Source organism: Saccharopolyspora shandongensis (assembly GCF_900106995.1).
GTDB classification, from domain to species: Bacteria; Actinomycetota; Actinomycetes; order Mycobacteriales; family Pseudonocardiaceae; genus Saccharopolyspora; species Saccharopolyspora shandongensis.
Window position 1 is genome coordinate 35,903 of sequence record NZ_FNOK01000015.1, and the last position, 22,161, is coordinate 58,063.

Genomic DNA, 22,161 nt, shown 5'->3' on the forward strand with positions numbered 1-22,161 from the left:
CCTACCTCCTGAACTGCACAGTTCCGGTAGAACCTGTTGTCGTTCGTCGGGCCGGGGGTGCGGTCGTCAACGTTGTCGTGGCAGTCGACCGCTTGCATTGCGGTCCGCCCGCCGGTACTACTAGAACAAGTTTCAGTACCGGGCAATGGATGAGGCGGGTCGGATGGAGTTCGCCTTCGGGGAAACGCAGCAATCCGTGCAAGATCTGGCCGCCGAGGTGCTGCGACGCGAATCCGGTCGCGGCGCACCAGGCGATGGAACCCGTTACGACGAGGCGATCTGGAAGGCGTTGGGCGACGCGGGGCTGCGATCCCTGGCGGTGCCGGAGCGGCTGGGCGGGGCGGGGCTCGGCGTGCTGGAGACGGCGATCGTCCTCACCGAGATCGGGCGCGCCGCGGCCGACGTCCCCGCCCTGAGCACGCTGGCCTTCGGCGTCCTGCCGGTCGCGCGCCACGGCACGCCAGCCCAGCAGGACGAGCTGCTGGACGGCAAGATCCTCACCGCCGCGCTGAACGAGCCGTCGTCGCCGCTGCCGGACGAGCCGCGCACCGAGGCGGTGGACGGCCGCGTTTCCGGCGCGAAGACCGGTGTTCTGCACGCCGACCTCGCGCACCGGATCCTGGTCTCCGCGAGCACGCCGGACGGCCCCGGAGTCGTCTTGGTCGACCCGGCCGCGCGGGGCGTGACGCTGCACCAGGTGCGGTCGTCTTCTGGCATCGAATGGGCGGTCCGCCTCGATGGCGCGCCCGGCGAGTTCCTCGGCGGCGCGCCGGACCGAGCAGTGCTCGCCGACCTGCACGCATGCGCGGTCGCGGGCATCTGCGCCGTGGGTGACGGCGGTGTGGCCGGCGCGCTCGGCCACACCGCGGAACACCTGCGCACCCGGCACCAGTTCGGCAAGCCGCTGGCCGCCTTCCAGGCCGTCGCACAGCAGATCGCCGACGTCTACATCGCGGCCCGCACCCTGCACCTGGCCGCGCAGTCCGCGTCCTGGCGGCTGGCCGCCGGGCTCGACGCCGTCGAGGACCTGGCGGTCGCCGCGTGGTGGCTCGCCGAGGAGGCGCCGGCCGTGTTGCAGACCTGCCACCACCTGCACGGCGGCCTCGGCCTGGACATCACCTACCCGCTGCACCGCTATTCGTCGCTGATCACCGACCTCGCCCGGCTGGCAGGCGGCGCGCAGCACCGCCTGGACGTGCTCGCGGCACGAGCCTGAGGAGGGGCATGTTCATCGAACTCACCGCCGAGCAACGCGCCCTGCAGGACGAACTGCGGGCCTACTTCGGCGATCTCGTGACGCGCGACGAGCGCGAGCGGATGGCGGTGGACCGGCACTGCTCGGCGCACCGCGACGTGGTGCGCCGGATGGGGCGGGACGGCTGGCTCGGCGTCGGCTGGCCCGTCGAGTACGGCGGCCGCGGCTTCGGCGACGTCGAACAGCTGATCTTCGCCAACGAGGCCGCGCGGGCGGATGTGCAGCTGCCCGCCGTGACGCTGCAAACGGTCGGGCCGACCCTGCAGGCCTACGGCACGCCCGAGCAGAAGGCGTTCTTCCTGCCCAAGATCCTCGCCGGCGAGATCCACTTCGCGATCGGCTACACCGAGCCCGACGCGGGCACGGACCTGGCCTCGCTGCGCACCGCGGCGGTCCGCGACGGCGATTCCTACGTGGTCAACGGGCAGAAGATCTTCACCACCGGCGCGCACGACGCCGACTACATCTGGCTGGCTTGCCGGACCGACCCAGAGGCGCCGAAGCACAAGGGAATCTCGATCCTCATCGTGGACACCCGCGATCCCGGCTACTCGTGGACGCCGATCATCACCTGCGACGGCGCCCACCACGTCAACGCCAGCTACTACCAGGACGTTCGGGTGCCGGCGGACATGCTGGTGGGGGAGCAGGACCGGGGCTGGAAGCTGATCACCACCCAGCTCAACCACGAGCGCGTCATGCTCGGCCCGGCCGGGCGCATCGCCGGCATGCGCGACCGGGTGCGCGAGTGGGCGCGGGGCCGGGCCGCACCGGACGGCACCCCGCTGCTCGAACTGCCCGACGTGCGCCGGGTCCTCGCGCGGGTGCGCGCCTGCGAGCGGGTCAACGAGCTGCTCAACTGGCAGGTCGCGGCGGCGGCCGCGCGCGGGCCGGTGGCCGTCGCGGACGCCTCGGCGACCAAGGTGTTCTCCTCGGAGCGCATCCAGCACCTGGGCCGGCTGCTGGCCGAGGTCGTCGGCCACCACGGCGATCCGTCCGATGTGGACACCGCGGACCTGCTCGCCTGGCTCGACGTGCAGTACAAGCGCAACCTCGTGCTCACCTTCGGCGGTGGCGTCAACGAGGTGCAGCGCGAACTGATCGCCACTGCCGGACTCGACCTGCCACGCGTGCCGCGCTGAGCCGGAGGGAACATGACCAGCACTGCCACCGCGGCGGACGCCATCCTGGCCGCCGCCCAACGCATCCAGCAGCGCGGGCCCAGCGCCCCGCGAGCCGCGCGCGATCCCGTGAACCTCCCGATGATCAACAACTGGGTGGAGGCGATCGGCGACGCCAACCCCGTCTACACCTCGGCGACCGACGCGGCCGCATCGGTCCATGGTGGACTGGTCGCGCCCCCGGCGATGGCGCAGGTCTGGACGATGGGCGGCCTGCACCCGGACCGCGACACCGACGACCCGCTGTACGCGATGATGGCCGCGCTCGACGATGCCGGGTACACCTCGGTCGTCGCGACCAACTGCGAGCAGACCTACCACCGGTACCTGCGGCACGGCGAGCAGCTCACCGTCACCACCAGGCTGGACGGCGTGGTCGGGCCGAAGCGCACCGGGCTCGGCGAGGGCTGGTTCGTCACCACCCGCAACACCTGGTACGTCGGCGACGAGCCGGTGGCCGAGATGCTGTTCCGGGTCCTGAAGTTCCGCCCGCCGGAGCAGAAACCCGAAGCGCCGCAACAACGAGCCGTTGTCGATGTGATCCGGCCGGCCATCAACCGGGACACCGCGTACTTCTGGGAAGGCACGGCGGCCGGTGAGCTGCGCATCCAGCGCTGCGGCCAGTGCGGCCTGCTGCGGCATCCGCCGGGGCCGATGTGCCCCGAATGCGGCGCCACCAAGCGGACCTACCTGGTCTCCGAGGGCATCGGCGAGGTCTACAGCTACATCGTGCACCACCATCCGCCGGTGCCGGGCAAGGAACTGCCGCTGGTCGTCGCGCTGGTCGAGCTCGACGAGGGCGTGCGGATGCTCGGCGAGCTGCGCGGCGTCGACCCGGCGGCGGTCGAGATCGGCCAGCGGGTCGTGGCCGACTTCCAGCGGATCGACGACGAACTGGTGCTACCCGGATGGAGGCCGAAGGCGTCATGACACTGGCTCGAACGCGGTCGCTCGCCGAGGTGACCATCGGCGACGCGCTGCCGGAGGAACGCATCGAGGTCTCGCCGACCTTCGTGGTCAGCACCGCCATCGCCACCCGCGACTTCCAGGACGTGCACCACGATCGCGACCTCGCGGTGGCCAAGGGCTCCAAGGACATCTTCGTCAACATCCTCACCACCACCGGCCTGGTGCAGCGCTACGTCACCGACTGGGCCGGGCCGGAGGCCCTGGTGCGCGGAGTGGCGATCAAGCTCGGCGTGCCGTGCTACGCCTACGACGCCCTGACCATGCACGGCCAGGTGCTGGAGCGGGACGGGGACGTGCTCGTCGTGGAGGTGCTGGGCCGCAACAGCCTCGGCACGCACGTCACCGGCACGGTCCGGGTGGCACTTCCGGAGGTGGCGCGGTGATCACGGGTGAAGCAGCGATCGTCGGGATCGGCGCGACGGAGTTCTCCAAGGACTCCGGGCGCAGCGAGCTGCAGCTGGCCGCCGAGGCGGTCCGGGCCGCCCTCGCGGACGCCGGGCTGGAACCGTCCGATGTGGATGGTCTGGTGAGTTTCACCATGGACAACAACACCGAGACGGCCGTCGCCCGGGAACTGGGCATCCCGGAGCTGAGCTTCTTCAGCCGCATCCACTACGGCGGCGGTGCGGCGTGCGCCACGGTGCAGCAGGCCGCGATGGCCGTCGCCACCGGAGTGGCGGAGGTCGTGGTCTGCTACCGGGCGTTCAACGAGCGCTCCGGGAGCCGGTTCGGGCAGGTGCAGGCCGCGGCCGCCGCGGCACCGACCTCGTCGGGGCTGGACAACAGCTGGTCGTATCCGGTCGGCGTGGCCACGCCCGGTGCGCAGGTCGCGATGTTCGCCCGCCGCTACATGCACGACTACGGCGCCACCAGCGAGGACTTCGGCCGCGTCGCGGTGGCCGACCGCAAGCACGCGGCGACCAACCCGCACGCCTGGTTCTACCAGCGGCCGATCACCCTGGCCGATCACCAGGCGTCGCGCTGGATCACCGAGCCGCTGCGGCTGCTGGACTGCTGCCAGGAGAGCGACGGCGGGGTGGCGATCGTGGTGACGAGCCGGGCGCGGGCCGCGGACCTGCCGCACCCGCCGGCCGTCGTGGCGGCGGCCGCGCAGGGCAGCGGCGCCGACCAGTTCACCATGACCAGCTACTACCGCGACGACCTGGCGGCGCTGCCGGAGATGGGCGTGGTGGCCCGCCAGCTGTGGCGGCAGGCGGGCATCGGGCCGCAGGACGTCCAGGTCGGCATCCTCTACGACCACTTCACGCCGTTCGTGCTGGTGCAGCTGGAGGAACTGGGCTTCTGCGGGCGCGGCGAGGCGAAGGACTTCATCGCCGACGGCGCGATCGAACTCGGCGGACGGCTGCCGCTGAACACCCACGGCGGCCAGCTCGGCGAGGCCTACATCCACGGGATGAACGGCATCGCCGAGGCGGTCCGGCAGGTCCGGGGCTCGGCGGTGAACCAGGTCGACGACGTCGGGCACGTCGTGGTCACGGCCGGAACCGGCGTCCCGACCAGCGGCCTGGTGCTGTCCCGGGCGTGACTGTCGTGAGCGCTTTCGGCCGCGGCAGAGGCTGTTCGAGAACTCGTCCGGCGCAGCGGCGGTGGATACCCGCTGGTGGAGTGGAGTGAACGGACCGTTCGTCTCGGTGGGTGAGGTGAACAGGCCGTTCGCTTCACCTTGCCGACGGCGCAGGCCGCTACGCGTGCTGCCCGGGCGGTGGGACGCGGGTCAGCAGGATTCGCCGCACTTGAGGCAGATCCGGCCGCCGCCGCCCTGCTTCGGAACCGGGGCGTGGCCGCCGCCCGCCGGGCATTCGTCCATGTTCGGGATGTGCAGGGGTCTCCAGCGGAGTGCGATCCGGCCTCGGTACTGCGCGTGGTTGGCTCGGATTGCGCCGCCGGCTCCCATGGTTCGCTCCTGATCTTCGTGCCCTCGGACTTCACGTCGGCCGAGATCGCTTCGAGGAAAAGGTGCAAACGGTCGGTTCCTCGGGGGAAATTTGGACACGCGCTGTGGTCGCCGGTGATCGCGTCGCGCCCCGGTCGGCTACCCGGACAGCACGTCGAGCAATCGCCCGAGGCGTGATCGCAGGTGATCGCGCAGGTCGTCCGGGGCGTCGATGGTGAAGGCCGCGTCGAGGACCGCCAGGTCGAGGACGCGCCGGGTGATCGCGGGCAGCGCGTCCTCACCGAGCCGCACGGTGCAGCTGTGCTCGTCGATCGGGGCGACCCGGTCCGGCAGCAACGGGTGCAGGTGCTCGCGCACGGTCTCGGCCGGGGCTTGCACCGTGACCCGGGCGGAGTAGCGGTAGGGCGCGTCGATGATCGAGCGGCGGATGTGCGCGGCCGGGCTTTCCGCGGGGAGGGCGCGCGGTTCGAAGCGGCGTCCGGTGGCCAGCGGCCGAATCAGGCGGTCGACGCGGAAGGTGCGCCAGTCCTCGCGGTCGCGGTCGAAGGCGATCAGGTACCACAGGCCCCGCACCGCGACCAGGCTGTGCGGTTCGACCCGACGGGATTCCGCCGCGCCGCCGCGCTTCTCGTAGTCGAAGGACAGCACCTCGTGATCACGGCAGGCCGCCCCGATGAGCGCCAGCGTCCCGGCGTCGACCTGTGGGCCGTCGCGCACCACCACCGGCACCGTCGCGCACGCGAGGGCCCCCACCCGACCGCGCAGTCGGGTCGGGAGCACCTGCTCCAGCTTGGCCAGCGCGCGGATCGAGCTCTCCTCGATGCCGGTCACGCTGCCGCTGGCGGCGGTGAGCAGCCCGGCCGCCACCGCCACGGCTTCGTCGTCGTCGAGCAGCAGCGGTGGCAGGTTCTTGCCCGAGGCCAGCCGGTAGCCGCCCGCGGTGCCGGTGGTGCTCTCGACCGGGTAGCCGAGCTCGCGGAGCCGGTCGATGTCGCGGCGCACGGTGCGGCCGGTGACCTCCAGCCGGTCGGCCAGCTCGCCGCCGGACCACTCGCGGCGGCTCTGCAGCAGCGACAGCAGACGGAGCAACCGGGCGGGCAGCGTCGTCGTCATGTTTTTCAGGATCGCACACCCCTTAGGACAAAAGCTGTCCTCAAGGTGGGTTAGCGTTCCTGCCATGGCACCAAACGAATTCGCCGCACTGACCGACCGCGTGCAGGGACCGGTGTTCCTGCCGGGAGAAGCCGACTACGGCGCCGAACGCTCCGGGTTCCTGGCCTTCGACCAGCGCCGACCGCAGGTCGTGGTGGGCGCGGTCGACGCGGCGGACGTGCGGGCGGCGGTCGAGTTCGCGGCGGAGCGCGACCTGCCGGTGGCGGTGCTCAGCACCGGTCACGGCATCGCGTCCGAGGTCGAGGGCGGGCTGCTGATCACGACCGGCCGCATGTCGGAGGTCCGGATCGACGCCGAGCGGCGCACCGCGTGGTTCGCCGCGGGCGTGCGCTGGGGCCAGGTGGTCGAGGCGGCGGCGGAGTCCGGGCTGGCGCCGCTGTCCGGCAGCGCGCCGCACGTCGGCGCGGTGTCCTACACCCTCGGCGGCGGCCTCGGGCACCTCGGGCGGCGCTACGGCTACGCCGCCGACCACGTGCGCGCCATCGAGATCGTCACCGCCGACGGGCGGTTCCGCCGCGTCACCGCCGAATCCGACGCCGAGCTGTTCTGGGCGCTGCGCGGCGCGGGCGGCAACTTCGGCGTGGTGACCGGAATGGAGGTGGACCTGATGCCGGTCGCGAGCCTCTACGGCGGCGGGCTGTACTTCGACTCGCACCTGATCGGTGACGTGCTGCGGACCTGGCAGCAGTGGACCCGCGACCTGCCGGAGGAGATGACCTCCTCGGTCGCGCTGGTCCCGTTCCCGGACGTTCCGGCCTTGCCGGAGCCGCTGCGCGGCCGCCACGTCGTGCACGTGCGCATCGCGTACGCCGGTGATCCGGCGGAGGGGGAGCGGCTGACCGAGCCGTTGCGGGCGGTCGGGCCGCGGCTGATCGACTCGGTGCGCGAGATGCCGTACCGGGAGGTCGGCTCGATCAACAACGACCCGGTCCAGCCGATGGGCTACGTCACGGACAACGCGATGCTGCGCGACTTCGACGACGCGGCGATCAAGACGCTGCTCGGCCTGGTCGGCCCGGACGCGCCGCAGCGGTGCGTGGTCGAGGTCCGCCACCTCGGTGGCGCGCTGTCCCGGCCGGTGGACAACTGCGTCGGGCACCGCGACGCGCCGTACGTCTTCGGCGTCAACTCCAAGGTCGACGAAGCCACCGTCGACGCGGCTCGCGAGCTGCAGAGCCGCGTCATGCGCGAGATGGCCCCGTGGTCGACGGGCGGCCGGAACCTGAACTTCCTGGCGGGCGGCAGCGCCAATCCGGAAGGCGTCCGCGCGGCCTACGACCCGGCCGACTACGAGCGTCTCGGCGCTCTGAAGAAAGCCCGCGACCCGAAGAACCTCTTCCGCCTGAACCACAACATCCCGCCGGCGCGCTGAGAAGTGTTCCTGCAGGTGTGAGCCCGTGAGTGCTTTGTGCTGCTATAGCAACACAAAACACTCACGGCACGTGACCGGCTCCATTGCGTTCGGTGCCGTCCTGGGGAATCCGGTCCGATACCGAGACATCGTGCCCGACGCCGGCTGGCAGGCGCGGCTGGTGCGCACCGGATTGTCGGCCGAGTACGTCGCCGGGTTGGCCGCGCTCTACCGAAACTACCGCGTGGAAGCGGAGTCCGAGCTGGGCGCCGGTGTCCAGGCGGTCCTCGGGCGGCCGCCCCGCTCGGCGGCGGACTTCGCCTCGGACGTGCTCGCTGGAGCCCTCAATCGTAGGTGATGTGGACCTCGTCGGTGATCGGGAGCGACTGGCAGGCCAGGATGATCCCGTCGTCGAGGTCCTCCTGGTCGAGGACCGAGTTCTGGAGCATCTTCACCTCGCCGCTCCGGATCCGGCAGGCGCATGCGCTGCACGCGCCTTCGCGGCAGGAGAACGGCGCGTCCAGGCCCTTTTCCAGGAGCAGGTCCAGCAGGCGCTTCTGGCGCGGCCACGCGAACCGGTGGTTCTCGCCGTCGAGCTCGACCGCGATGGTCGCGGTGTCCTCGGGCGGCTCGGGCGCTTTCGGCTTCCGCTTCTCGAAGGGGTTGCGCTTCAGGGAGACGAAGCGTTCGACGTGGGTCCGAGCGCGCGGGACTTCCAGGTCCTTCAGCGCTTCCGCGGCGGCGTCCATGAAACCGCCCGGGCCGCACACGAAGCACTCGCGGTCCGCGAACGGCCTGATCAGCTCGCGAAGCGCGGGCACCGTCGGGAGGCCCTGCACCGATTGCAGCCAGTGCACCACGACGAGCCGGTCGGGGTGCCGGGCGATCAGATCCCGGAGCTCGGCGGCGAAGATGACCGAGTCCTCGTCCTGGTTGGCGTAGACGATCACCACGCGCCCGGTCCCGGCCGCCAGCACCGACTTCGCGATCGACATCACCGGCGTGATCCCGCTGCCCGCCGCGAGCAGCAGGAAGTCCTCGTCGAGCGAACTCGGCGTGAAGGCGCCGCCGGGCGGCAGAACGTCCACAGTGGTCCCGGCGGCGACGTTGTCGCACAACCAGTTCGAGCCGAAGCCGGCTCGCTTCACCGTGACCTGCCACGCCTCGTCGACGTGCGGCGAGCTGGACAGCGAGTAGCTGCGCGCCACCGAACCGGTGCGGTCGCTGGGGATTCGCAGGGTGAGGAACTGGCCGGGCCGGTAGGACCACTCCGGCGGCGGCTCGAACACCAGCGACCGGCTGTCCCGGGTCTCGTCGATGACCGCGGCGACCCGCAGTCGGGCGGGTTCGGGCATCACAGGCTCCTGGGATCTCCGTCGGGATCGTGCGGCGGGGTCTCGATCAGACCGTCGCGGGCGGCGGCGTCGATGCTCGCCAGCACGTCGGCGCAGGACTCGGCGACCTCGCCCGCCGGGCGGCCGGCGAACGTCGCGCACCGGCGAGCGCCTTCGGCGGTCCACTGGATGCTGGTGTGTTGCGGGCTGTTCTTCTTCGCCAGCACCCGGACGCCGCAGCGCCCGCACGCCACCGGGCACAGCCCCGAGCGCAGGTAGTCGTCCCGGTCGGCGGCCGTGCTCTCGCGCACCCGGGCCAGCGCCGCGGGCCGGTCGGCCAGGTCCGGTGCCTTCGCCCAGGTCATGAGCTCTCCGCCTGCTTGCGCGCCAGGTTCTCCGCGACTTCCCGCTCCCACACCTCGTTCGCGCGGCTGGTGTCCACTTCGAACTCGAACCTCGCCACCATGTCCTCGCTGACGTCCTCGACGTCCACGTAGAACTGCTCGTACCAGCGGCGCAGCTGGTAGACCGGGCCGTCCTCCTCGCACAGCAGCGGGTTGTCGATCCGCGTCTTGTTCCGCCAGATCTCCACGTCCTGCAGGAACCCGACGCCGGTGTTCTTGGCGATCTTGCCCGCCAGCTTGTCCGCCTGCTCGTCGGAGAGCCCCGGCAGCTTCTTGACCAGCACGCCCCACTGCAGCACGAACGAGTCGGCGGTGATCGGGTAGTGGCAGTTGATCAGGATCGTTTCGATGGTGTAGCCGTGGTATTCGTTCCACAGCCGGTCGATCATGTACGACGGCCCGTAGTACGACGCCTCCGAGCGCACCTGGTTGTCGCTGCCGGAGTAGGTGCCCGCGCCGATGTCCGGGCGGCCCTTGGTGGTCAGGTACTGGCTGGCGACGTGGCCCTCGAAGACGTTCTTGAAGTACGTCGGGAACGCGAAGTGGATGTAGTAGAAGTGCGCCATGTCCACCACGTTGTCGACGATCTCGCGGCAGTTCGAGCCCTCGATGCGCACGGTGTCCCAGGTCCAGTTGCTCCACTCGTCGGAGAACGCCTCCGGCAGGTGCGGGATCGTCACGTCCGCCGGGGGCGGGTTGCCCTGCGGGTCGTTCCACACGAACAGCTGCTTGTTCTCCTCCATCGCGGGCCACGCCTTGGTGCGGGCGCGCAGCGGGATCCGCTTGGCGTAGGGGATTCCGGTGCAGCGGCCGTTGCCCGCCCAGCGCCAGTCGTGGAACGGGCAGGCGACCGCGTTGCCCTTGATGGTGCCCTGTGTGAGGTCGCCGCCCATGTGCCTGCAGTAGCCGTCGAGCACGTTGAGGCCGCCGTCCTCGCCCTGGAACACGACGAGCTTGGTGCCGAAGGCCTCCACGGCGTGCGGCCGACCGTCCTTGAACTGCTCGACGGGGCCGAGGCAGTGCCAGCCGCGCGCGAACCGGGTCGGTGGGGTCCCGACGTCGATGGTGCGCACCTCGTCGTTGTTTGCCGCCGTCATCTCGTCCCTTTCGCTCGTACCGCCTCAGAAGTCTTTTGAGAATGCGGCGTCAGCCGCATGCGGTGGGGGACTCAACTTGCACCGCCGCGGGTTCTCAGACGTCGTCTGGCGAGGACAGCCCCAGCGCCGTGTATTGGACATACACAAGTCGGGGATCCCGGAGTCCAGACGGCGTCTGTAACTCCCGCAGGGGGGCCGCTACCTGCGCCGCTACTCAAATCCATTGCCGAAATCACTCCTCGGTTGCCAGGTGCTGCGCGGCGAGATATCCGAAGGTCATCGCTGGGCCGAGGGTCGCTCCGGGCCCGGCGTAGGTTCGGCCCATCACGGCGGCGCTGGTGTTGCCTGCCGCGTACAGGCCTTCGATGGGCGTGCCGTCTTCGCGCAGCACCCGAGCGTGCACGTCGGTGCGCAGGCCGCCCTTGGTGCCGAGGTCGCCCGGCACGATCTTCACGGCGTAGAACGGCGCTACCTCCAGCGCGCCCAGGCTCGGGTTCGGTTTGTTGCGCGGATCGCCGTAGTAGCGGTCGTATCCGGAGTCGCCGCGCCGGAAGTCGGCGTCCACGCCGTTGCGCGCGAAGCCGTTGAACCGCTCGATCGTGCGGCGCAGCGCGGCGGCGGGCACGTCGATGCGCTCGGCCAGCGCTTCGACCGTCGCCGCCCGCTGAACGGCCCCGGTTTTGTACCAGCGGCCCGGGAACGGCTGCCGCGGGCCCAGGCCCGCGAACATGTACCGGTTGCGGTAGCGCTGGTCGGCGATCAGCCAGGTCGGCATGTGCCGCCCGGGCCCGTCGCCGGGGCCGTACATGGCGTGCACCGCGTCGACGTACGGCGCGGCTTCGTTGCCGAATCGCTCGCCGTCGCCGTTGACCAGGATGCAGCCGGGCAGGGTTCGTTCGGCGAGGCAGAACCACGGCCCGCCGGGCAGCGGGATCGACGGCCCCCACCACGCGTCGTCCATCAGCTCCGTCGCGGCGCCGAGCCGCTGGGCGGCGGTGATCGCGTCGCCGGTGTTGGCCTTCGCGCCGACGGTCCACTGCGTACCGATCGGCTCGCGCTGGTGCTGTTTGCGCAGTTGCTCGTTGTGCTCGAAACCGCCTGCGGCCAGCACGACTCCGCGCCGCGCCACCAGCGTCCGGCGCTGGCCGTCGTGCTCGACGACGACGCCGGTGACCCGGCCGCCGTCGTGCTCCAGGTCGATCAGCGGGGTGTTCAGCCACACCGGCACGCCGGCGTCGCGCAGCGCGACCCGCAGGCCCGCGGACAGCGCTTGGCCGAGCGCGAGCAGGCGCTGCCCGCGGATCCGGGCGAGCAGCCAGCGCGTGCCCACCCGCAGGGCGCGCAGCGGGCCGCGCGGGTGGCGGGCGAGCAGGTTCAGCCACCGGAAGTCGGCCTGCGTGATGACCAGGTTCGCCGGGGCCTTGCCGTAGCCGGGTTCGAGATCGGCGAGCAGATCGCCGAGGACTCGGCCGTCCAGCGGCGCGGCCTCGATGGATCGCCCGCGCACCCGGCCGCCGGGGGCTTCCGGGTAGTAGTCCGCGTATTCGGGCACCCACCGCATGCGCAACGGCGTGCTCGGCAGGACCTCGGCGAGCATCCGCGGCCCGGCCGCCAGGAAGGCGGCCTGCCGTTCGGCGTCGACCGCGTCGCCGACGATGTGGGCGAGGTAGGTGCTTGCGGCTTCTGGGGTGTCGGTGATGCCCGCCTCGGCGAGCACGTGGTTGTTCGGCACCCACACGCCGCCGCCGGAGCGGGCTGTGGAGCCGCCGAACTTCGCCGCCTTCTCGACCAGCACGGTGTCGAGTCCCTGCCGGGCCGCCGTGAGCGCCGCCGTCATCCCGGCGGCGCCGCTGCCGACCACGACGACGTCGAACTCGGAGCGGCCATCGGGTGTCCCTGCGGTCATCGCACCTCCCTCGCGCCAACCTCGCGGTCAATACTGAAACATGTTATAGATTTCTGCGCCAGTGGCGCTATGGTGTAGCCAGAAAACGAGCACTTGCCTCGATGAAGTAGCGAAGAGAACCTGTTTCAAACTGGTGAGGGGTGCGATGGTCCAGCGCAGCGCGTTGCACGCCGATGTGGTGATCGTCGGCTTCGGCGTCGCCGGGGCCTGCGCCGCGCTCGAAGCGGCCCGCGCGGGCGCCCGCGTCGTGCTGATCGACCGGTTCGGCGGCGGCGGTGCGAGCGCCCTGTCCGGCGGCGTCGTCTACGCCGGCGGCGGCACCCGGCAGCAGCGCGCGGCCGGTGTGCCGGACACGCCCGAGGCGATGTACGCATACCTGCGGGAAGAGGTCGGCGACGCGGTCGGCGCGGACACGCTCCGCCGCTTCTGCGAGTCCAGCGCCGACATGATCACCTGGTTGGAGCAGCAGGGCGTCCCGTTCGAGGGAAGCCTCTGCCCGTACAAGACGTCGTACCCGAGCAACCGGCACTACCTCTACTACTCCGGCAGCGAGGCGGCGGGCGGTTTCCGGGACGTCGCCGCGCCCGCCCCGCGCGGTCACCGCACGAAAGGCCGCGGCACGTCGGGGAAAGTGCTGTTCGCGGCGCTGGCGGAAGCCGTGCGCCGGGCCGGGGTCCAGGTGCTCACCGAGACCCGTGCGCGCAGGCTGGTGCTGGACGCCGATGGCCGGGTCTGCGCTGTCGACTGCGAGCGCGTCGGCGGAGGTGCTCGCCGCGTGCACCGGGCGTTGAGCCGCGTGGCGGCGAAACCCGGGCTGTACGTGCCGAAACTGGCGCGGCTGCTGCACGGCCGGGTCGAGCGGCTGGAGCGGCGCGGCGAAGCCGTGCGGATCCACGCGGACCGGGCGGTGGTGCTGGCCGCGGGCGGATTCGTGGCCAACCGGGAGATGATGCGGCGTTTCGCGCCCGCGTACCGGGGCGGACTGCCGCTGGGCACGCAGGGCGACGACGGCAGCGGCATCCGGCTCGGGCAGGACGTCGGCGGCGCGCTCGGCAAGCTGGACCGAGTGTCGGCGTGGCGGTTCATCAGCCCGCCCAGCGCGATGCTCAGCGGCGTCCTCGTCGACCAGGACGGCCGGCGGATCGGCGACGAATCCCGTTACGGCGCCGCGCACGGGCAGGCGCTCGTCGAGCGGCACGGCGGGCGCGGCTGGCTGCTGATCGACCAGCGGTTGAGCCGGCTCGCCAAGCAGCAGCTGCGCAGCCAGACGGTGTGGTTCCAGCGGCTGCAAGCGCACTACCTGCTCTCGACCGCTGCGACCGGCGACACGCTCGAATCGGCCGCCCGCGCGGCCGGTGTCGACGCGGCGGGACTCCGGGACACAGTGGACAGCCACAACATGGCCGCGAGCGAAGGGAAACCCGATCCGGCGGGTAAGCCAGCGGAGTTCGTCCGGGTCCTGGACCGGCCGCCGTTCGCGCTGCTGGACGTCTCGATCCGGCCGAGCCTGGCCTATCCGTGCCCGATGCTCACCCTCGGCGGGCTGCTCGTCGACGAGGGCACCGGGCAGGTGCGGGACGAGCACGGCGGCACCGTTCCCGGCCTGTACGCGGCCGGTCGCTCGGCGGTCGGCGTGTGCTCGGAGTCCTACATCAGCGGGCTGTCGCTGGCCGACTGCGTGTTCTCCGGCCGCCGGGCCGGACTCAACTCGGCGAAGGGGTGAACGGATGCTGGCAGCTGACGCGCGCGCCGAGGTGGCGCAGCGGCTTTGGGACGCCGAGCGCGATCGCGCGCCGATACCGCCGCTGGTGGAGACGATCCCGCGGCTGGACGCCGTCGATGCCTACGAGATCCAGCTGCTGAACGTGCGCCGGCGCGACGAGCCGGTCATCGGCCACAAGGTCGGGCTGACCTCGCCGGTCATGCAGCAGATGATGGGCGTGTCCGAGCCCGACTACGGGCACCTGCTGGCGAGCATGCGGCTGCCCGAGGGCGAACCGGTCGACCCGCGGCGGTACTGCGTGCCGCGGGTGGAGGTGGAGGTCGGGTTCCTGCTGGGCGCGGACCTGCCCGCGGCGTGCACCGAGGCCGACGTGCTGGCCGGGACCGAGGCGCTGGTGCCGGCGATCGAGCTGATCGACAGCCGGATCGCGGACTGGCGGATCAGCCTCGTGGACACGATCGCGGACAACGCGTCCTCGGCGGGCTTCGCGCTCGGCGCGGCGCGGATCGACCCGAATTCCGTTGACCTGAAACGGATCGGCGCAGTGCTGTGGCGCAACGGCGAGGCCATCGAGCACGGCCGGTCCGACGCGGTGCTGGGCAACCCCGCCACCGCCGTCGCCTGGCTGGCGCGGAAGGTCGCCGCCTTCGGGGTGCGGCTGCGGGCCGGGAACGTCGTGCTGCCCGGCTCCTGCACCCGCGCGATCGACGTGTCACCCGGTGACGAGTTCCGTGCCGACTTCCGGTGCGGCGGAGCCGAGCTGGGCTCCGTGTCGGTGTCGTTCGGGTCGTGAGCGCGAAGACCGGTAAGAACCGGATCGTGCACTCACGGCAACTGACCTGCAGAAAGGAGGCGGAATGCGCAAGGCGACCGCGGCGATCGTCGGATCCGGCAACATCGGCACCGACTTGCTGCACAAGCTGAGCCGCTCCGCGCACCTCGAACCCCGGTGGATGATCGGCATCGACCCGGCCAGCGCGGGGCTGCGCCGGGCGGCGGACCTCGGGGTCGCGGCGAGCGCGGACGGCGTGGACTGGCTGCTGGAGAACCACCGCCCGGACGTGGTCTTCGAAGCCACCTCGGCGAAGGTGCACCGGGCCAACGCGCCCCGCTACGCCGAGGCGGGCATCCGGGCCATCGACCTCACGCCCGCCGCCGTCGGGCCCTACGTGGTGCCGCCGGTGAACCTCGACGAGCACCTGGACGCGCCGAACCTGAACCTGATCACCTGCGGCGGCCAGGCCACCATCCCGATGGTGCACGCGGTGTCGCGCGTGGTGCCGGTCGCCTACGCCGAGATCGTCGCGTCGGTCGCGTCGGTGTCGGCCGGGCCGGGCACCCGCGCCAACATCGACGAGTTCACCCGCACCACCAGCACCGGCATCGAGGTGCTGGGCGGCGCGGAGCGCGGCAAGGCGATCATCGTGCTGAACCCGGCCGACCCGCCGGTGATCATGCGCGACACGATCTTCTGCGCCATCCCGGCCGATGCCGACACCGACGCGATCGGCGCGTCGATCACCAAGATGGCCGCCGAGATCGCCGAGTACGTGCCCGGCTACCGGCTGCTGGCCGAGCCGCAGTTCGACCCGCCGTCGCCGGCCACCGGTGGCATGGCGCGCGCGGCGATCTTCGTCGAAGTCGAGGGCGCGGGCGACTTCCTGCCGCCCTACTCCGGGAACCTGGACATCATGACCGCCGCCGCGGTGCGGGTGGGCGAGCAATTGGTCAGCAAGGAGGCAGTGGCATGAGTAGTCCTGTGTCAACCCCAGTCCTCCTCAACCGCACCTCAGGGGAACGTGACGCAAACCGGCCACAAGAAACCGCGAAACGCGAGATCGAGCCGGACGCAACCACAACTGTGAAACGCGGAGAGGCGGAACTGGCATGACCGGCCTGCCGAACACCTACTCCGACGCCCTGGACGTGCGGATCACCGACACCTCGCTGCGCGACGGATCGCACCACAAGCGCCACCAGTTCACCAAGGCGGAGGTGCGCGACATCGTCACCGCGCTGGACGGCGCGGGCGTGCCGGTCATCGAGGTGACCCATGGCGACGGGCTGGGCGGCTCGTCGTTCAACTACGGGTTTTCCCATACGCCCGAACAGGAACTCATCACCATCGCCGCCGAGACGGCGCGCAACGCCAAGATCGCCGTGCTGATGCTGCCGGGCGTCGGCGTCACCGACGACATCGTCATCGCCCGCGACAACGGCGCCTCGGTGTGCCGGATCGCCACGCACTGCACCGAAGCCGACGTGTCGGAGCAGCACTTCGGCCTGGCGCGCGAGCTGGGCCTGGAGACCGTCGGATTCCTGATGATGGCGCACTCCCAGCCGCCGGAGTCGCTGGCGAAGCAGGCGCGGATCATGGTCGACGCGGGCTGCCAGTGCGTCTACGTCGTCGACTCGGCGGGCGCGCTGGTGCTGGAGCAGGTGGCCGAGCGGGTGTCGGCGCTCGTCGCGGAGGTCGGCGGCGAGGCGCAGGTCGGCTTCCACGGGCACGAGAACCTCGGCGTCGCCGTCGCCAACTCCGTCGCCGCGGCGCGGGCCGGCGCGGTGCAGATCGACGGCAGCGCAAGGCGTTTCGGCGCCGGGGCGGGGAACACTCCGGTGGAGGCGTTCGTCGGCGTGTGCGACAAGCTCGGCATCCGCACCGGGATCGACTTCTTCGCCATCGCCGACGCGGCCGAGGACGTGGTGCGCCCGGCGATGCCCGAGGAATGCCTGCTGGACCGCTCCGCGCTGATGATGGGCTACGCCGGGGTGTACTCCAGCTTCCTCAAGCACGCCGCCCGGCAGGCCGAGCGCTACGGCGTCAGCGAGGCGGCGCTGCTGGTGCGCGCGGGCGAGCGCAAGCTCGTCGGCGGTCAGGAGGACCAGCTCATCGACATCGCGCTCGAACTCCAGCGTGATCGACACGAATAAGAACATGTTCTAGCCTGTGGTTACTCGGGAAACGGGAGCGGCCGATGAAGGACAGTCGAGCAGTCGTCGAACGGGTGCGGGAACTCCTGCCGGTCCTGCGGGACCGCGCGCAGAAGGCCGAGGACGGCCGGAAGATCCCGGACGAGACCATCGCGGCCCTGCAGGAGGCGGGTTTCTTCGCGCTGCTGCAACCGGAGCGCTACGGCGGATACGAGGCCGATCCGCTGGACTTCTACGGCGCGGTCCGGCTCATCGGCAGCGCGTGCGGCTCGACTGGCTGGGTGGCGTCGATCCTCGGCGTGCACCCGTGGCACCTCGCGCTGTTCCCGGAGCAGGCCCAGGACGAAGTCTGGGGCGACGACCCGGCGACGCGGGTCTCCTCGTCGTACGCGCCGATGGGCCGGGCGACCATCGTCGACGGCGGCTACCGGCTCAGCGGGAAGTGGAGCTTCTCCTCCGGCTGCGACCACGCGTCGTGGGTGTTCCTCGGCGGGCCGGTGCTGGGCGATGACGGCAAGCCGGTGGACTTCTGCACGTACCTGCTGCCGCTCGGCGACTACCGGATCGAAGACGTGTGGGACACCGTCGGCCTGCGCGGCACCGGCAGCAACGACATCGTCGTGGAGGACGTCTTCGTCCCGCGGCACCGGGCGCTGAGCTTCGTGTCGATGTCCAAGACGCAATGCCCGGGACACGAGGTCAACACCGCGCCGCTGTACAAGCTCCCCTGGGGCACGGTGCATCCGTCGACCATCACCGCCCCGATCATCGGCATGGCCCAAGGCGCCTACGACGCGCACGTGGCGCACCAGGCCAAGCGGGTGCGGGCGGCGTACGCGGGGGAGAAGGCCAAGGAGGACCCGTTCGCGAAGGTGCGGATCGCGGAGGCGGCCAGCGAGATCGACGCGGCGTGGCTGCAGCTGACGACCAACCTCGCCGAGGAGTACGCGCTGGTGCAGGCAGGTGAGGAGGTCCCGATGTCGCTGCGGCTGCGGGCGCGGCGCGACCAGGTGCGCGGCACAGCGCGTTCGATCTCGGCGATCGACAGGCTCTTCGAGAACTCCGGTGGGCGGGCGCTGTGGTCGGGCACGCCGATCCAGCGGTTCTGGCGCGACGCGCACGCGGGCCGGGTGCACGCCGCCAACGACCTGGAGCGCGCCTACCTGATGTTCGGTTCCGGAGAATTCGGCATCCCAGTGAAGGACTCCATGGTATGACGGTCGATTTCGACACGACGAGCCGGACCGCGAAGCTGCCGTCCGGGCTGACCCTGCACTACCACGAGGCCGGCGATCCTTCGGCGTCCACAGTGGTCATGTTGCACGGCGGGGGACCGGGGGCATCCTCGTGGAGCAACTTCTCCCGCAACATCGGTGTCTTCGCCGAGGACTTCCACGCCATCGCCGTCGACCAGCCAGGTTTCGGCCGCTCCGACAAGCCGACCGAGCACGGCCAGTACTTCACGCACAGCGCGACCGCGCTGCTGGAGCTGCTCGACGAGCTCGGCATCGAGCGCGCCCACCTGCTGGGCAACTCGCTGGGCGGCGGCACGGCGGTGCGCTTCGCGCTGAACCACCCGGACCGCGCCGGGCGGTTGGTGCTGATGGGCCCCGGCGGGCTGAGCCTGAACGCGTTCGCGCCGGACCCGACCGAAGGCGTCCGCAAGCTCAGCGCCTTCGGCGCGCCGCCGGGCCCCAGCAAGGAGAAGCTCGCCGACTTCCTGCGGATCATGGTCTACGACCAGTCGCTGATCACCGACGAGCTCATCGACGAGCGCTACGCCGCCGCCTCGACCCCCGAATCGCTGGCCGCGATGCGGGCGATGGGCGCGTCGTTCATGCACCCGGACACCTTCGAGGAAGGCATGCTGTGGCGCGAGGCGTACCGCCTGCGGCAGCGCGTCCTGCTGATCTGGGGTCGCGAGGACCGGGTCAACCCGCTGGACGGCGCGCTGGTCGCGCTGAAGCTGATCCCGCGCGCGCAGCTGCACGTGTTCGGCCGCTGCGGGCACTGGGCGCAGCTGGAGAAGTTCGCCGAATTCAACCGGATCGCCAAGGATTTCCTGCTCGACTGACTTGAGGGACCTGGTTCATGTGAGAAGGCGGCCGTAATTCCCGCAGGGGGCCGCCACCTGCACTGCTACGCAAGCCAAGATCAAGACGATCAATAGGAGGCCCGCCGTGGGCATTCGTTCGCTCGGCTACTTGCGCATCGAGGCGACCGACGTCGAGGCGTGGCGGGTGTTCGGCCTGAAGGTGCTCGGCATGATCGAAGGCACCGGAGGCGACCCGGAAGCGCTGTACCTGCGGATGGACGACTTCCCGGCACGCCTGGTGATCCTGCCCGGCGAGCAGGACCGGCTCGCCGCGTCCGGCTGGGAGGTCGCCAACTCCGGGGAGCTGGACGAGATCCGGGCCCGGCTGGAGAGCGCGGGCGTGCCGTACAAGGAAGGCACGGCCGACGAGCTCGCCGACCGCCGGGTCAACGGGCTGATCAGCTTCAACGACCCGTCCGGCAACGGGCTGGAGGTCTTCCACGGGGTGGCGCTGCAGCACCGCCGCGTGGTCAGCCCGTACGGGCACCGGTTCGTCACCGAGGAGCAGGGCCTCGGACACGTGGTGCTGTCCACCCACGACGACGAGGCGGCGCTGCGGTTCTACCGCGACGTGCTCGGCTTCCGGCTGCGCGACTCGATGCGGCTGGCGCCGGAACTGGTCGGCCGCCCCGCGGACGGGGATCCGGCCTGGCTGCGGTTCTTCGGCTGCAACCCGCGCCACCACAGCCTGGCGTTCCTGCCGATGCCGACGCCGAGCGGGATCGTGCACCTGATGGTGGAGGTCGCCGACGTCGACGACGTCGGGCTGACCCTGGATCGCGCGCAGCGGCGGAAGGTGCCGATGTCGGCGACGCTGGGGCGGCACGTCAACGACCTGATGCTGTCGTTCTACATGAAGACGCCCGGCGGCTTCGACGTCGAATTCGGTTGCGAGGGCAGGCAGGTCGACGACGAGGACTGGATCGCCCGCGAGAGCACGGCGGTCAGCCTGTGGGGCCACGACTTCAGCGTCGGCGCCCGCCCATGACCGGCGACGAGGCCCCGGAGCCGGCGGTGTTCCGGCGGGTGCTGGGGCACTTCGGCACCGGCGTCACGGTGGTGACGGGGACGGACGGCGAGCGGCCGGTGGGCTTCGCCTGCCAGTCGTTCGCGGCGCTGTCCCTGGACCCGCCGCTGGTCCTGTTCTGCCCGTCCCGGACGTCCCGGGCCTGGCCGGTGCTGGAGCGGGCGGGGCGGTTCTGCGTCAACGTCCTGGCGGAGTCGCAACGACCGGTCAGCACCGTGTTCGGCCGCAGCGGCGACGACAAGTTCACCGGCCTCCGCTGGCACCCGGCTCCTTCGGGTGCGCCGATCCTGGACGGCGTGCTGACCTGGATCGACTGCGACATCGAGGCGGTGCACGAAGCGGGCGACCACTACATCGCCATCGGCCGCGTCCGGTCCCTCGGCGAAACCACCGCAGAGGCCCCGCTGCTGTTCTACCGGGGCGCCTACGCGGGCCTCGCCCCGACGCCGCAGTTGCCGCCAACGGATCTCGACTTGTTCCTCACCACGATCCACCCCGACGACTGGCTCTGAGCGCCCCGGTGCCCGAGGCAAGGTTGCGGCCCGTGTGCACTTTCTGTCGCTGTAGCAACAGGAAGTGCACACGGGCCGTTCGCCTCGGAGCGGTCAGCGCAGCCGTTCGATGATCGTGCCCGTGGCCAGGGCTCCTCCGGCGCACATCGTGATCAGCGCCGTTGTGGCGTCGCGGCGCTCCAGCTCGTGCAGGGCGGAGGTGATCAGCCTGGCTCCGGTGCTGCCGACCGGGTGGCCGAGCGCGATCGCGCCGCCGTTGACGTTGACCCGGTCCAGGTCCGGTTCGTGCACCGCCGCCCACGACAGGACCACCGAGGCGAACGCCTCGTTCACCTCGAAGACGTCGATGTCCCCGAGCTTCATGCCGCTGAGCTCCAGCACCCGCTGGGTGGCCTGCACCGGTCCGTCCAGGTGGTAGTACGGCTCGCCGCCCACCAGGCACTGCGCGACGATCCGGGCGCGCGGCCGCAGGCCGAGCTCGGCGGCCCGGTCGGCGTCGGCCAGCAGCACGGCCGCCGCGCCGTCGGAGATCTGCGACGACGTCCCGGCCGTGTGCATCCCGTTCTCCAGAACGGGTTTCAGGCCGCCGAGGGCCTGCATGCTGGTTTCGCGCAGGCCCTCGTCGCGGGTCACCGGGTCGCCGTCGGGAACGCGGACCGGGACGATCTCGCGGTCGAAGCGGCCCTCCCGCCACGCCGCCTGCGCGCGGTCCTGGGAACGCAGGCCGAAGGCGTCCAGGTCTTCGCGGCCGATGCCGCGGCGCGCGGCGATGCGGTCCGCCGCCTCGTACTGGTTCGGCAGGTCGATGTCCCAGGTGTCCGGCCGGGGCATGCCCACGTCGGTGCCGAGGTTGCTGCGCAGCGGCACGCGGCTCATCGCCTCGACGCCGCAGGAAATGCCGACCCGCACCGCGTCCACGGCGATCAGGCCCGCGATGAGGTGCGTGGCCTGCTGGGCCGACCCGCATTGCGCGTCGACCGTGGTGCACCCGACCTGGTGCGGCAGGCCGGCGTTGAGCCACGCCGTTCGGGTGACGTTGTTCGACTGCTCGCCGGCCTGGGTCACGCAGCCGCCGATCACCTGGTCGGCCTCGGCGGCGTCGATGCCGGCGCGGTCGAGCAGGCCGCGTTGCGCGGCGCCGAGGATCTCGGCGGCGTGCAGCCCCGAGAGCCGGCCGCGGCGCTTGCCGATCGGCGTGCGGACCGCTTCCACGATCACCGGATTGCCCACCTGGATCTCCTCTCGCACGGTCTCCGCGCTCAAAACTAGAACACGTTCTGATGTCTTT

General features: G+C 71.2%; 22 protein-coding genes. 15 read left to right on the forward strand and 7 right to left on the reverse strand.

The window, feature by feature from the left end; genetic code table 11:
• Positions 1–163: 163 nt before the first annotated feature.
• The 5 genes from BLW84_RS17790 to BLW84_RS17810 are packed head-to-tail and all read left to right on the forward strand — an operon-like array spanning position 164 to position 4,951.
• Positions 164–1,216 carry an acyl-CoA dehydrogenase family protein gene (locus tag BLW84_RS17790; protein ID WP_093266701.1) on the forward strand — a complete coding sequence of 351 codons (1,053 nt, stop codon included), beginning with the start codon at positions 164–166 and terminating at the stop codon, positions 1,214–1,216.
• Between the two features lie 8 nt (positions 1,217–1,224).
• Positions 1,225–2,397 carry an acyl-CoA dehydrogenase family protein gene (locus BLW84_RS17795; RefSeq protein ID WP_093266702.1) on the forward strand — a complete coding sequence of 391 codons (1,173 nt, stop codon included), beginning with the start codon at positions 1,225–1,227 and terminating at the stop codon, positions 2,395–2,397.
• A 12-nt stretch (positions 2,398–2,409) separates the two neighbouring features.
• Positions 2,410–3,366 (forward strand): bifunctional MaoC family dehydratase N-terminal/OB-fold nucleic acid binding domain-containing protein, encoded by a 957-nt coding sequence (locus tag BLW84_RS17800; protein WP_093266704.1) that lies wholly within the window; start codon positions 2,410–2,412, stop codon positions 3,364–3,366.
• Entirely contained in the window at positions 3,363–3,788 is a 426-nt protein-coding gene (locus BLW84_RS17805) for a MaoC family dehydratase (protein ID WP_245761218.1), read from the forward strand. The genes BLW84_RS17800 and BLW84_RS17805 overlap by 4 nt, the downstream gene beginning before the upstream one ends.
• Positions 3,785–4,951: a lipid-transfer protein gene (locus BLW84_RS17810; RefSeq protein ID WP_093266705.1), complete on the forward strand. Its 1,167-nt coding sequence runs from the start codon at positions 3,785–3,787 to the stop codon at positions 4,949–4,951. The genes BLW84_RS17805 and BLW84_RS17810 overlap by 4 nt, the downstream gene beginning before the upstream one ends.
• Before the next feature lie 189 nt (positions 4,952–5,140).
• Here the strand turns inward: BLW84_RS17810 and BLW84_RS17815 are convergent, their stop codons facing one another.
• Together BLW84_RS17815 and BLW84_RS17820 are read right to left on the reverse strand one after the other, a co-directional pair.
• Positions 5,141–5,320, reverse strand: coding sequence for a hypothetical protein (locus BLW84_RS17815; protein ID WP_093266707.1), 180 nt, complete (start codon positions 5,318–5,320; stop codon positions 5,141–5,143).
• Positions 5,321–5,458: 138 nt separating this feature from the next.
• On the reverse strand, positions 5,459–6,433 hold the full coding sequence (locus BLW84_RS17820) for a helix-turn-helix transcriptional regulator (protein WP_093266708.1): 975 nt from the start codon (positions 6,431–6,433) through the stop codon (positions 5,459–5,461).
• A 64-nt stretch (positions 6,434–6,497) separates the two neighbouring features.
• On the opposite strand from BLW84_RS17820, the gene BLW84_RS17825 reads away from it, so the two are divergent.
• Positions 6,498–7,865 (forward strand): FAD-binding oxidoreductase, encoded by a 1,368-nt coding sequence (locus BLW84_RS17825; protein WP_093266710.1) that lies wholly within the window; start codon positions 6,498–6,500, stop codon positions 7,863–7,865.
• A 70-nt stretch (positions 7,866–7,935) separates the two neighbouring features.
• Positions 7,936–8,202 (forward strand): Rossmann-fold NAD(P)-binding domain-containing protein, encoded by a 267-nt coding sequence (locus BLW84_RS17830; RefSeq protein WP_093266711.1) that lies wholly within the window; start codon positions 7,936–7,938, stop codon positions 8,200–8,202.
• Here the strand turns inward: BLW84_RS17830 and BLW84_RS17835 are convergent.
• From BLW84_RS17835 to kstD, 4 genes are all read right to left on the reverse strand, one after another.
• Positions 8,189–9,199 carry a ferredoxin--NADP reductase gene (locus BLW84_RS17835; protein WP_093266713.1) on the reverse strand — a complete coding sequence of 337 codons (1,011 nt, stop codon included), beginning with the start codon at positions 9,197–9,199 and terminating at the stop codon, positions 8,189–8,191. The genes BLW84_RS17830 and BLW84_RS17835 overlap by 14 nt on opposite strands.
• Positions 9,199–9,543 carry a hypothetical protein gene (locus tag BLW84_RS17840; RefSeq protein ID WP_093266714.1) on the reverse strand — a complete coding sequence of 115 codons (345 nt, stop codon included), beginning with the start codon at positions 9,541–9,543 and terminating at the stop codon, positions 9,199–9,201. Before BLW84_RS17840 ends, BLW84_RS17835 begins: the two co-directional genes overlap by 1 nt.
• Positions 9,540–10,679 carry a 3-ketosteroid-9-alpha-monooxygenase, oxygenase component gene (locus BLW84_RS17845; protein WP_093266716.1) on the reverse strand — a complete coding sequence of 380 codons (1,140 nt, stop codon included), beginning with the start codon at positions 10,677–10,679 and terminating at the stop codon, positions 9,540–9,542. Before BLW84_RS17845 ends, BLW84_RS17840 begins: the two co-directional genes overlap by 4 nt.
• 232 nt (positions 10,680–10,911) lie before the next feature.
• Positions 10,912–12,585, reverse strand: a complete 1,674-nt coding sequence (gene kstD / locus BLW84_RS17850; RefSeq protein ID WP_093266717.1) for a 3-oxosteroid 1-dehydrogenase — start codon at positions 12,583–12,585, stop codon at positions 10,912–10,914.
• 145 nt (positions 12,586–12,730) lie between these two features.
• Here kstD and BLW84_RS17855 point away from each other — a divergent pair, with 145 nt between their 5' ends.
• The 8 genes from BLW84_RS17855 (at position 12,731) to hsaB (ending at position 20,873) form a co-directional block, all read left to right on the forward strand.
• Complete coding sequence (locus BLW84_RS17855; RefSeq protein WP_093266719.1) at positions 12,731–14,308, forward strand: FAD-binding protein; 1,578 nt, start codon at positions 12,731–12,733, stop codon at positions 14,306–14,308.
• 4 nt (positions 14,309–14,312) lie between these two features.
• The gene (locus tag BLW84_RS17860) at positions 14,313–15,101 is read left to right on the forward strand and encodes a 2-keto-4-pentenoate hydratase (protein WP_093266720.1); all 789 of its coding nucleotides are present in this window, start codon (positions 14,313–14,315) and stop codon (positions 15,099–15,101) included.
• 64 nt (positions 15,102–15,165) lie between these two features.
• A complete protein-coding gene (locus BLW84_RS17865) occupies positions 15,166–16,059 on the forward strand; it encodes an acetaldehyde dehydrogenase (acetylating) (protein ID WP_093266722.1) in 894 nt (297 codons plus the stop codon).
• Between the two features lie 136 nt (positions 16,060–16,195).
• Positions 16,196–17,239, forward strand: coding sequence for a 4-hydroxy-2-oxovalerate aldolase (gene dmpG, locus BLW84_RS17870; RefSeq protein WP_093266723.1), 1,044 nt, complete (start codon positions 16,196–16,198; stop codon positions 17,237–17,239).
• Between the two features lie 44 nt (positions 17,240–17,283).
• Positions 17,284–18,456 (forward strand): 3-hydroxy-9,10-secoandrosta-1,3,5(10)-triene-9,17-dione monooxygenase oxygenase subunit, encoded by a 1,173-nt coding sequence (hsaA, locus tag BLW84_RS17875; protein WP_093266725.1) that lies wholly within the window; start codon positions 17,284–17,286, stop codon positions 18,454–18,456.
• A complete protein-coding gene (gene hsaD, locus BLW84_RS17880; protein WP_093266726.1) occupies positions 18,453–19,313 on the forward strand; it encodes a 4,5:9,10-diseco-3-hydroxy-5,9,17-trioxoandrosta-1(10),2-diene-4-oate hydrolase in 861 nt (286 codons plus the stop codon). The genes hsaA and hsaD overlap by 4 nt, the downstream gene beginning before the upstream one ends.
• A 106-nt stretch (positions 19,314–19,419) precedes the next feature.
• Positions 19,420–20,322 (forward strand): iron-dependent extradiol dioxygenase HsaC, encoded by a 903-nt coding sequence (gene hsaC, locus BLW84_RS17885; RefSeq protein WP_093266728.1) that lies wholly within the window; start codon positions 19,420–19,422, stop codon positions 20,320–20,322.
• Positions 20,319–20,873, forward strand: coding sequence for a 3-hydroxy-9,10-secoandrosta-1,3,5(10)-triene-9,17-dione monooxygenase reductase subunit (hsaB, locus tag BLW84_RS17890; RefSeq protein ID WP_093266729.1), 555 nt, complete (start codon positions 20,319–20,321; stop codon positions 20,871–20,873). Before hsaC ends, hsaB begins: the two co-directional genes overlap by 4 nt.
• Before the next feature lie 93 nt (positions 20,874–20,966).
• Here the strand turns inward: hsaB and BLW84_RS17895 are convergent, their stop codons facing one another.
• Complete coding sequence (locus BLW84_RS17895) at positions 20,967–22,103, reverse strand: steroid 3-ketoacyl-CoA thiolase (RefSeq protein WP_093266866.1); 1,137 nt, start codon at positions 22,101–22,103, stop codon at positions 20,967–20,969.
• Positions 22,104–22,161 lie beyond the last annotated feature (58 nt).

What these genes read in the sequence shown, in the direction of transcription:
- BLW84_RS17790 (WP_093266701.1), top strand. Translation starts at nt 164, where the DNA reads ATGGAGTTCGCCTTCGGGGAAACGCAGCAATCCGTGCAAGATCTGGCC.
- BLW84_RS17795 (WP_093266702.1), top strand. Translation starts at nt 1,225, where the DNA reads ATGTTCATCGAACTCACCGCCGAGCAACGCGCCCTGCAGGACGAACTG.
- BLW84_RS17800 (WP_093266704.1), top strand. Translation starts at nt 2,410, where the DNA reads ATGACCAGCACTGCCACCGCGGCGGACGCCATCCTGGCCGCCGCCCAA.
- BLW84_RS17805 (WP_245761218.1), top strand. Translation starts at nt 3,363, where the DNA reads ATGACACTGGCTCGAACGCGGTCGCTCGCCGAGGTGACCATCGGCGAC.
- BLW84_RS17815 (WP_093266707.1), bottom strand. Translation starts at nt 5,320, where the DNA reads ATGGGAGCCGGCGGCGCAATCCGAGCCAACCACGCGCAGTACCGAGGC.
- BLW84_RS17820 (WP_093266708.1), bottom strand. Translation starts at nt 6,433, where the DNA reads ATGACGACGACGCTGCCCGCCCGGTTGCTCCGTCTGCTGTCGCTGCTG.
- BLW84_RS17825 (WP_093266710.1), top strand. Translation starts at nt 6,498, where the DNA reads ATGGCACCAAACGAATTCGCCGCACTGACCGACCGCGTGCAGGGACCG.
- BLW84_RS17835 (WP_093266713.1), bottom strand. Translation starts at nt 9,199, where the DNA reads ATGCCCGAACCCGCCCGACTGCGGGTCGCCGCGGTCATCGACGAGACC.
- BLW84_RS17840 (WP_093266714.1), bottom strand. Translation starts at nt 9,543, where the DNA reads ATGACCTGGGCGAAGGCACCGGACCTGGCCGACCGGCCCGCGGCGCTG.
- BLW84_RS17845 (WP_093266716.1), bottom strand. Translation starts at nt 10,679, where the DNA reads ATGACGGCGGCAAACAACGACGAGGTGCGCACCATCGACGTCGGGACC.
- kstD (WP_093266717.1), bottom strand. Translation starts at nt 12,585, where the DNA reads ATGACCGCAGGGACACCCGATGGCCGCTCCGAGTTCGACGTCGTCGTG.
- BLW84_RS17855 (WP_093266719.1), top strand. Translation starts at nt 12,731, where the DNA reads ATGGTCCAGCGCAGCGCGTTGCACGCCGATGTGGTGATCGTCGGCTTC.
- BLW84_RS17860 (WP_093266720.1), top strand. Translation starts at nt 14,313, where the DNA reads ATGCTGGCAGCTGACGCGCGCGCCGAGGTGGCGCAGCGGCTTTGGGAC.
- BLW84_RS17865 (WP_093266722.1), top strand. Translation starts at nt 15,166, where the DNA reads ATGCGCAAGGCGACCGCGGCGATCGTCGGATCCGGCAACATCGGCACC.
- dmpG (WP_093266723.1), top strand. Translation starts at nt 16,196, where the DNA reads ATGACCGGCCTGCCGAACACCTACTCCGACGCCCTGGACGTGCGGATC.
- hsaA (WP_093266725.1), top strand. Translation starts at nt 17,284, where the DNA reads ATGAAGGACAGTCGAGCAGTCGTCGAACGGGTGCGGGAACTCCTGCCG.
- hsaD (WP_093266726.1), top strand. Translation starts at nt 18,453, where the DNA reads ATGACGGTCGATTTCGACACGACGAGCCGGACCGCGAAGCTGCCGTCC.
- hsaB (WP_093266729.1), top strand. Translation starts at nt 20,319, where the DNA reads ATGACCGGCGACGAGGCCCCGGAGCCGGCGGTGTTCCGGCGGGTGCTG.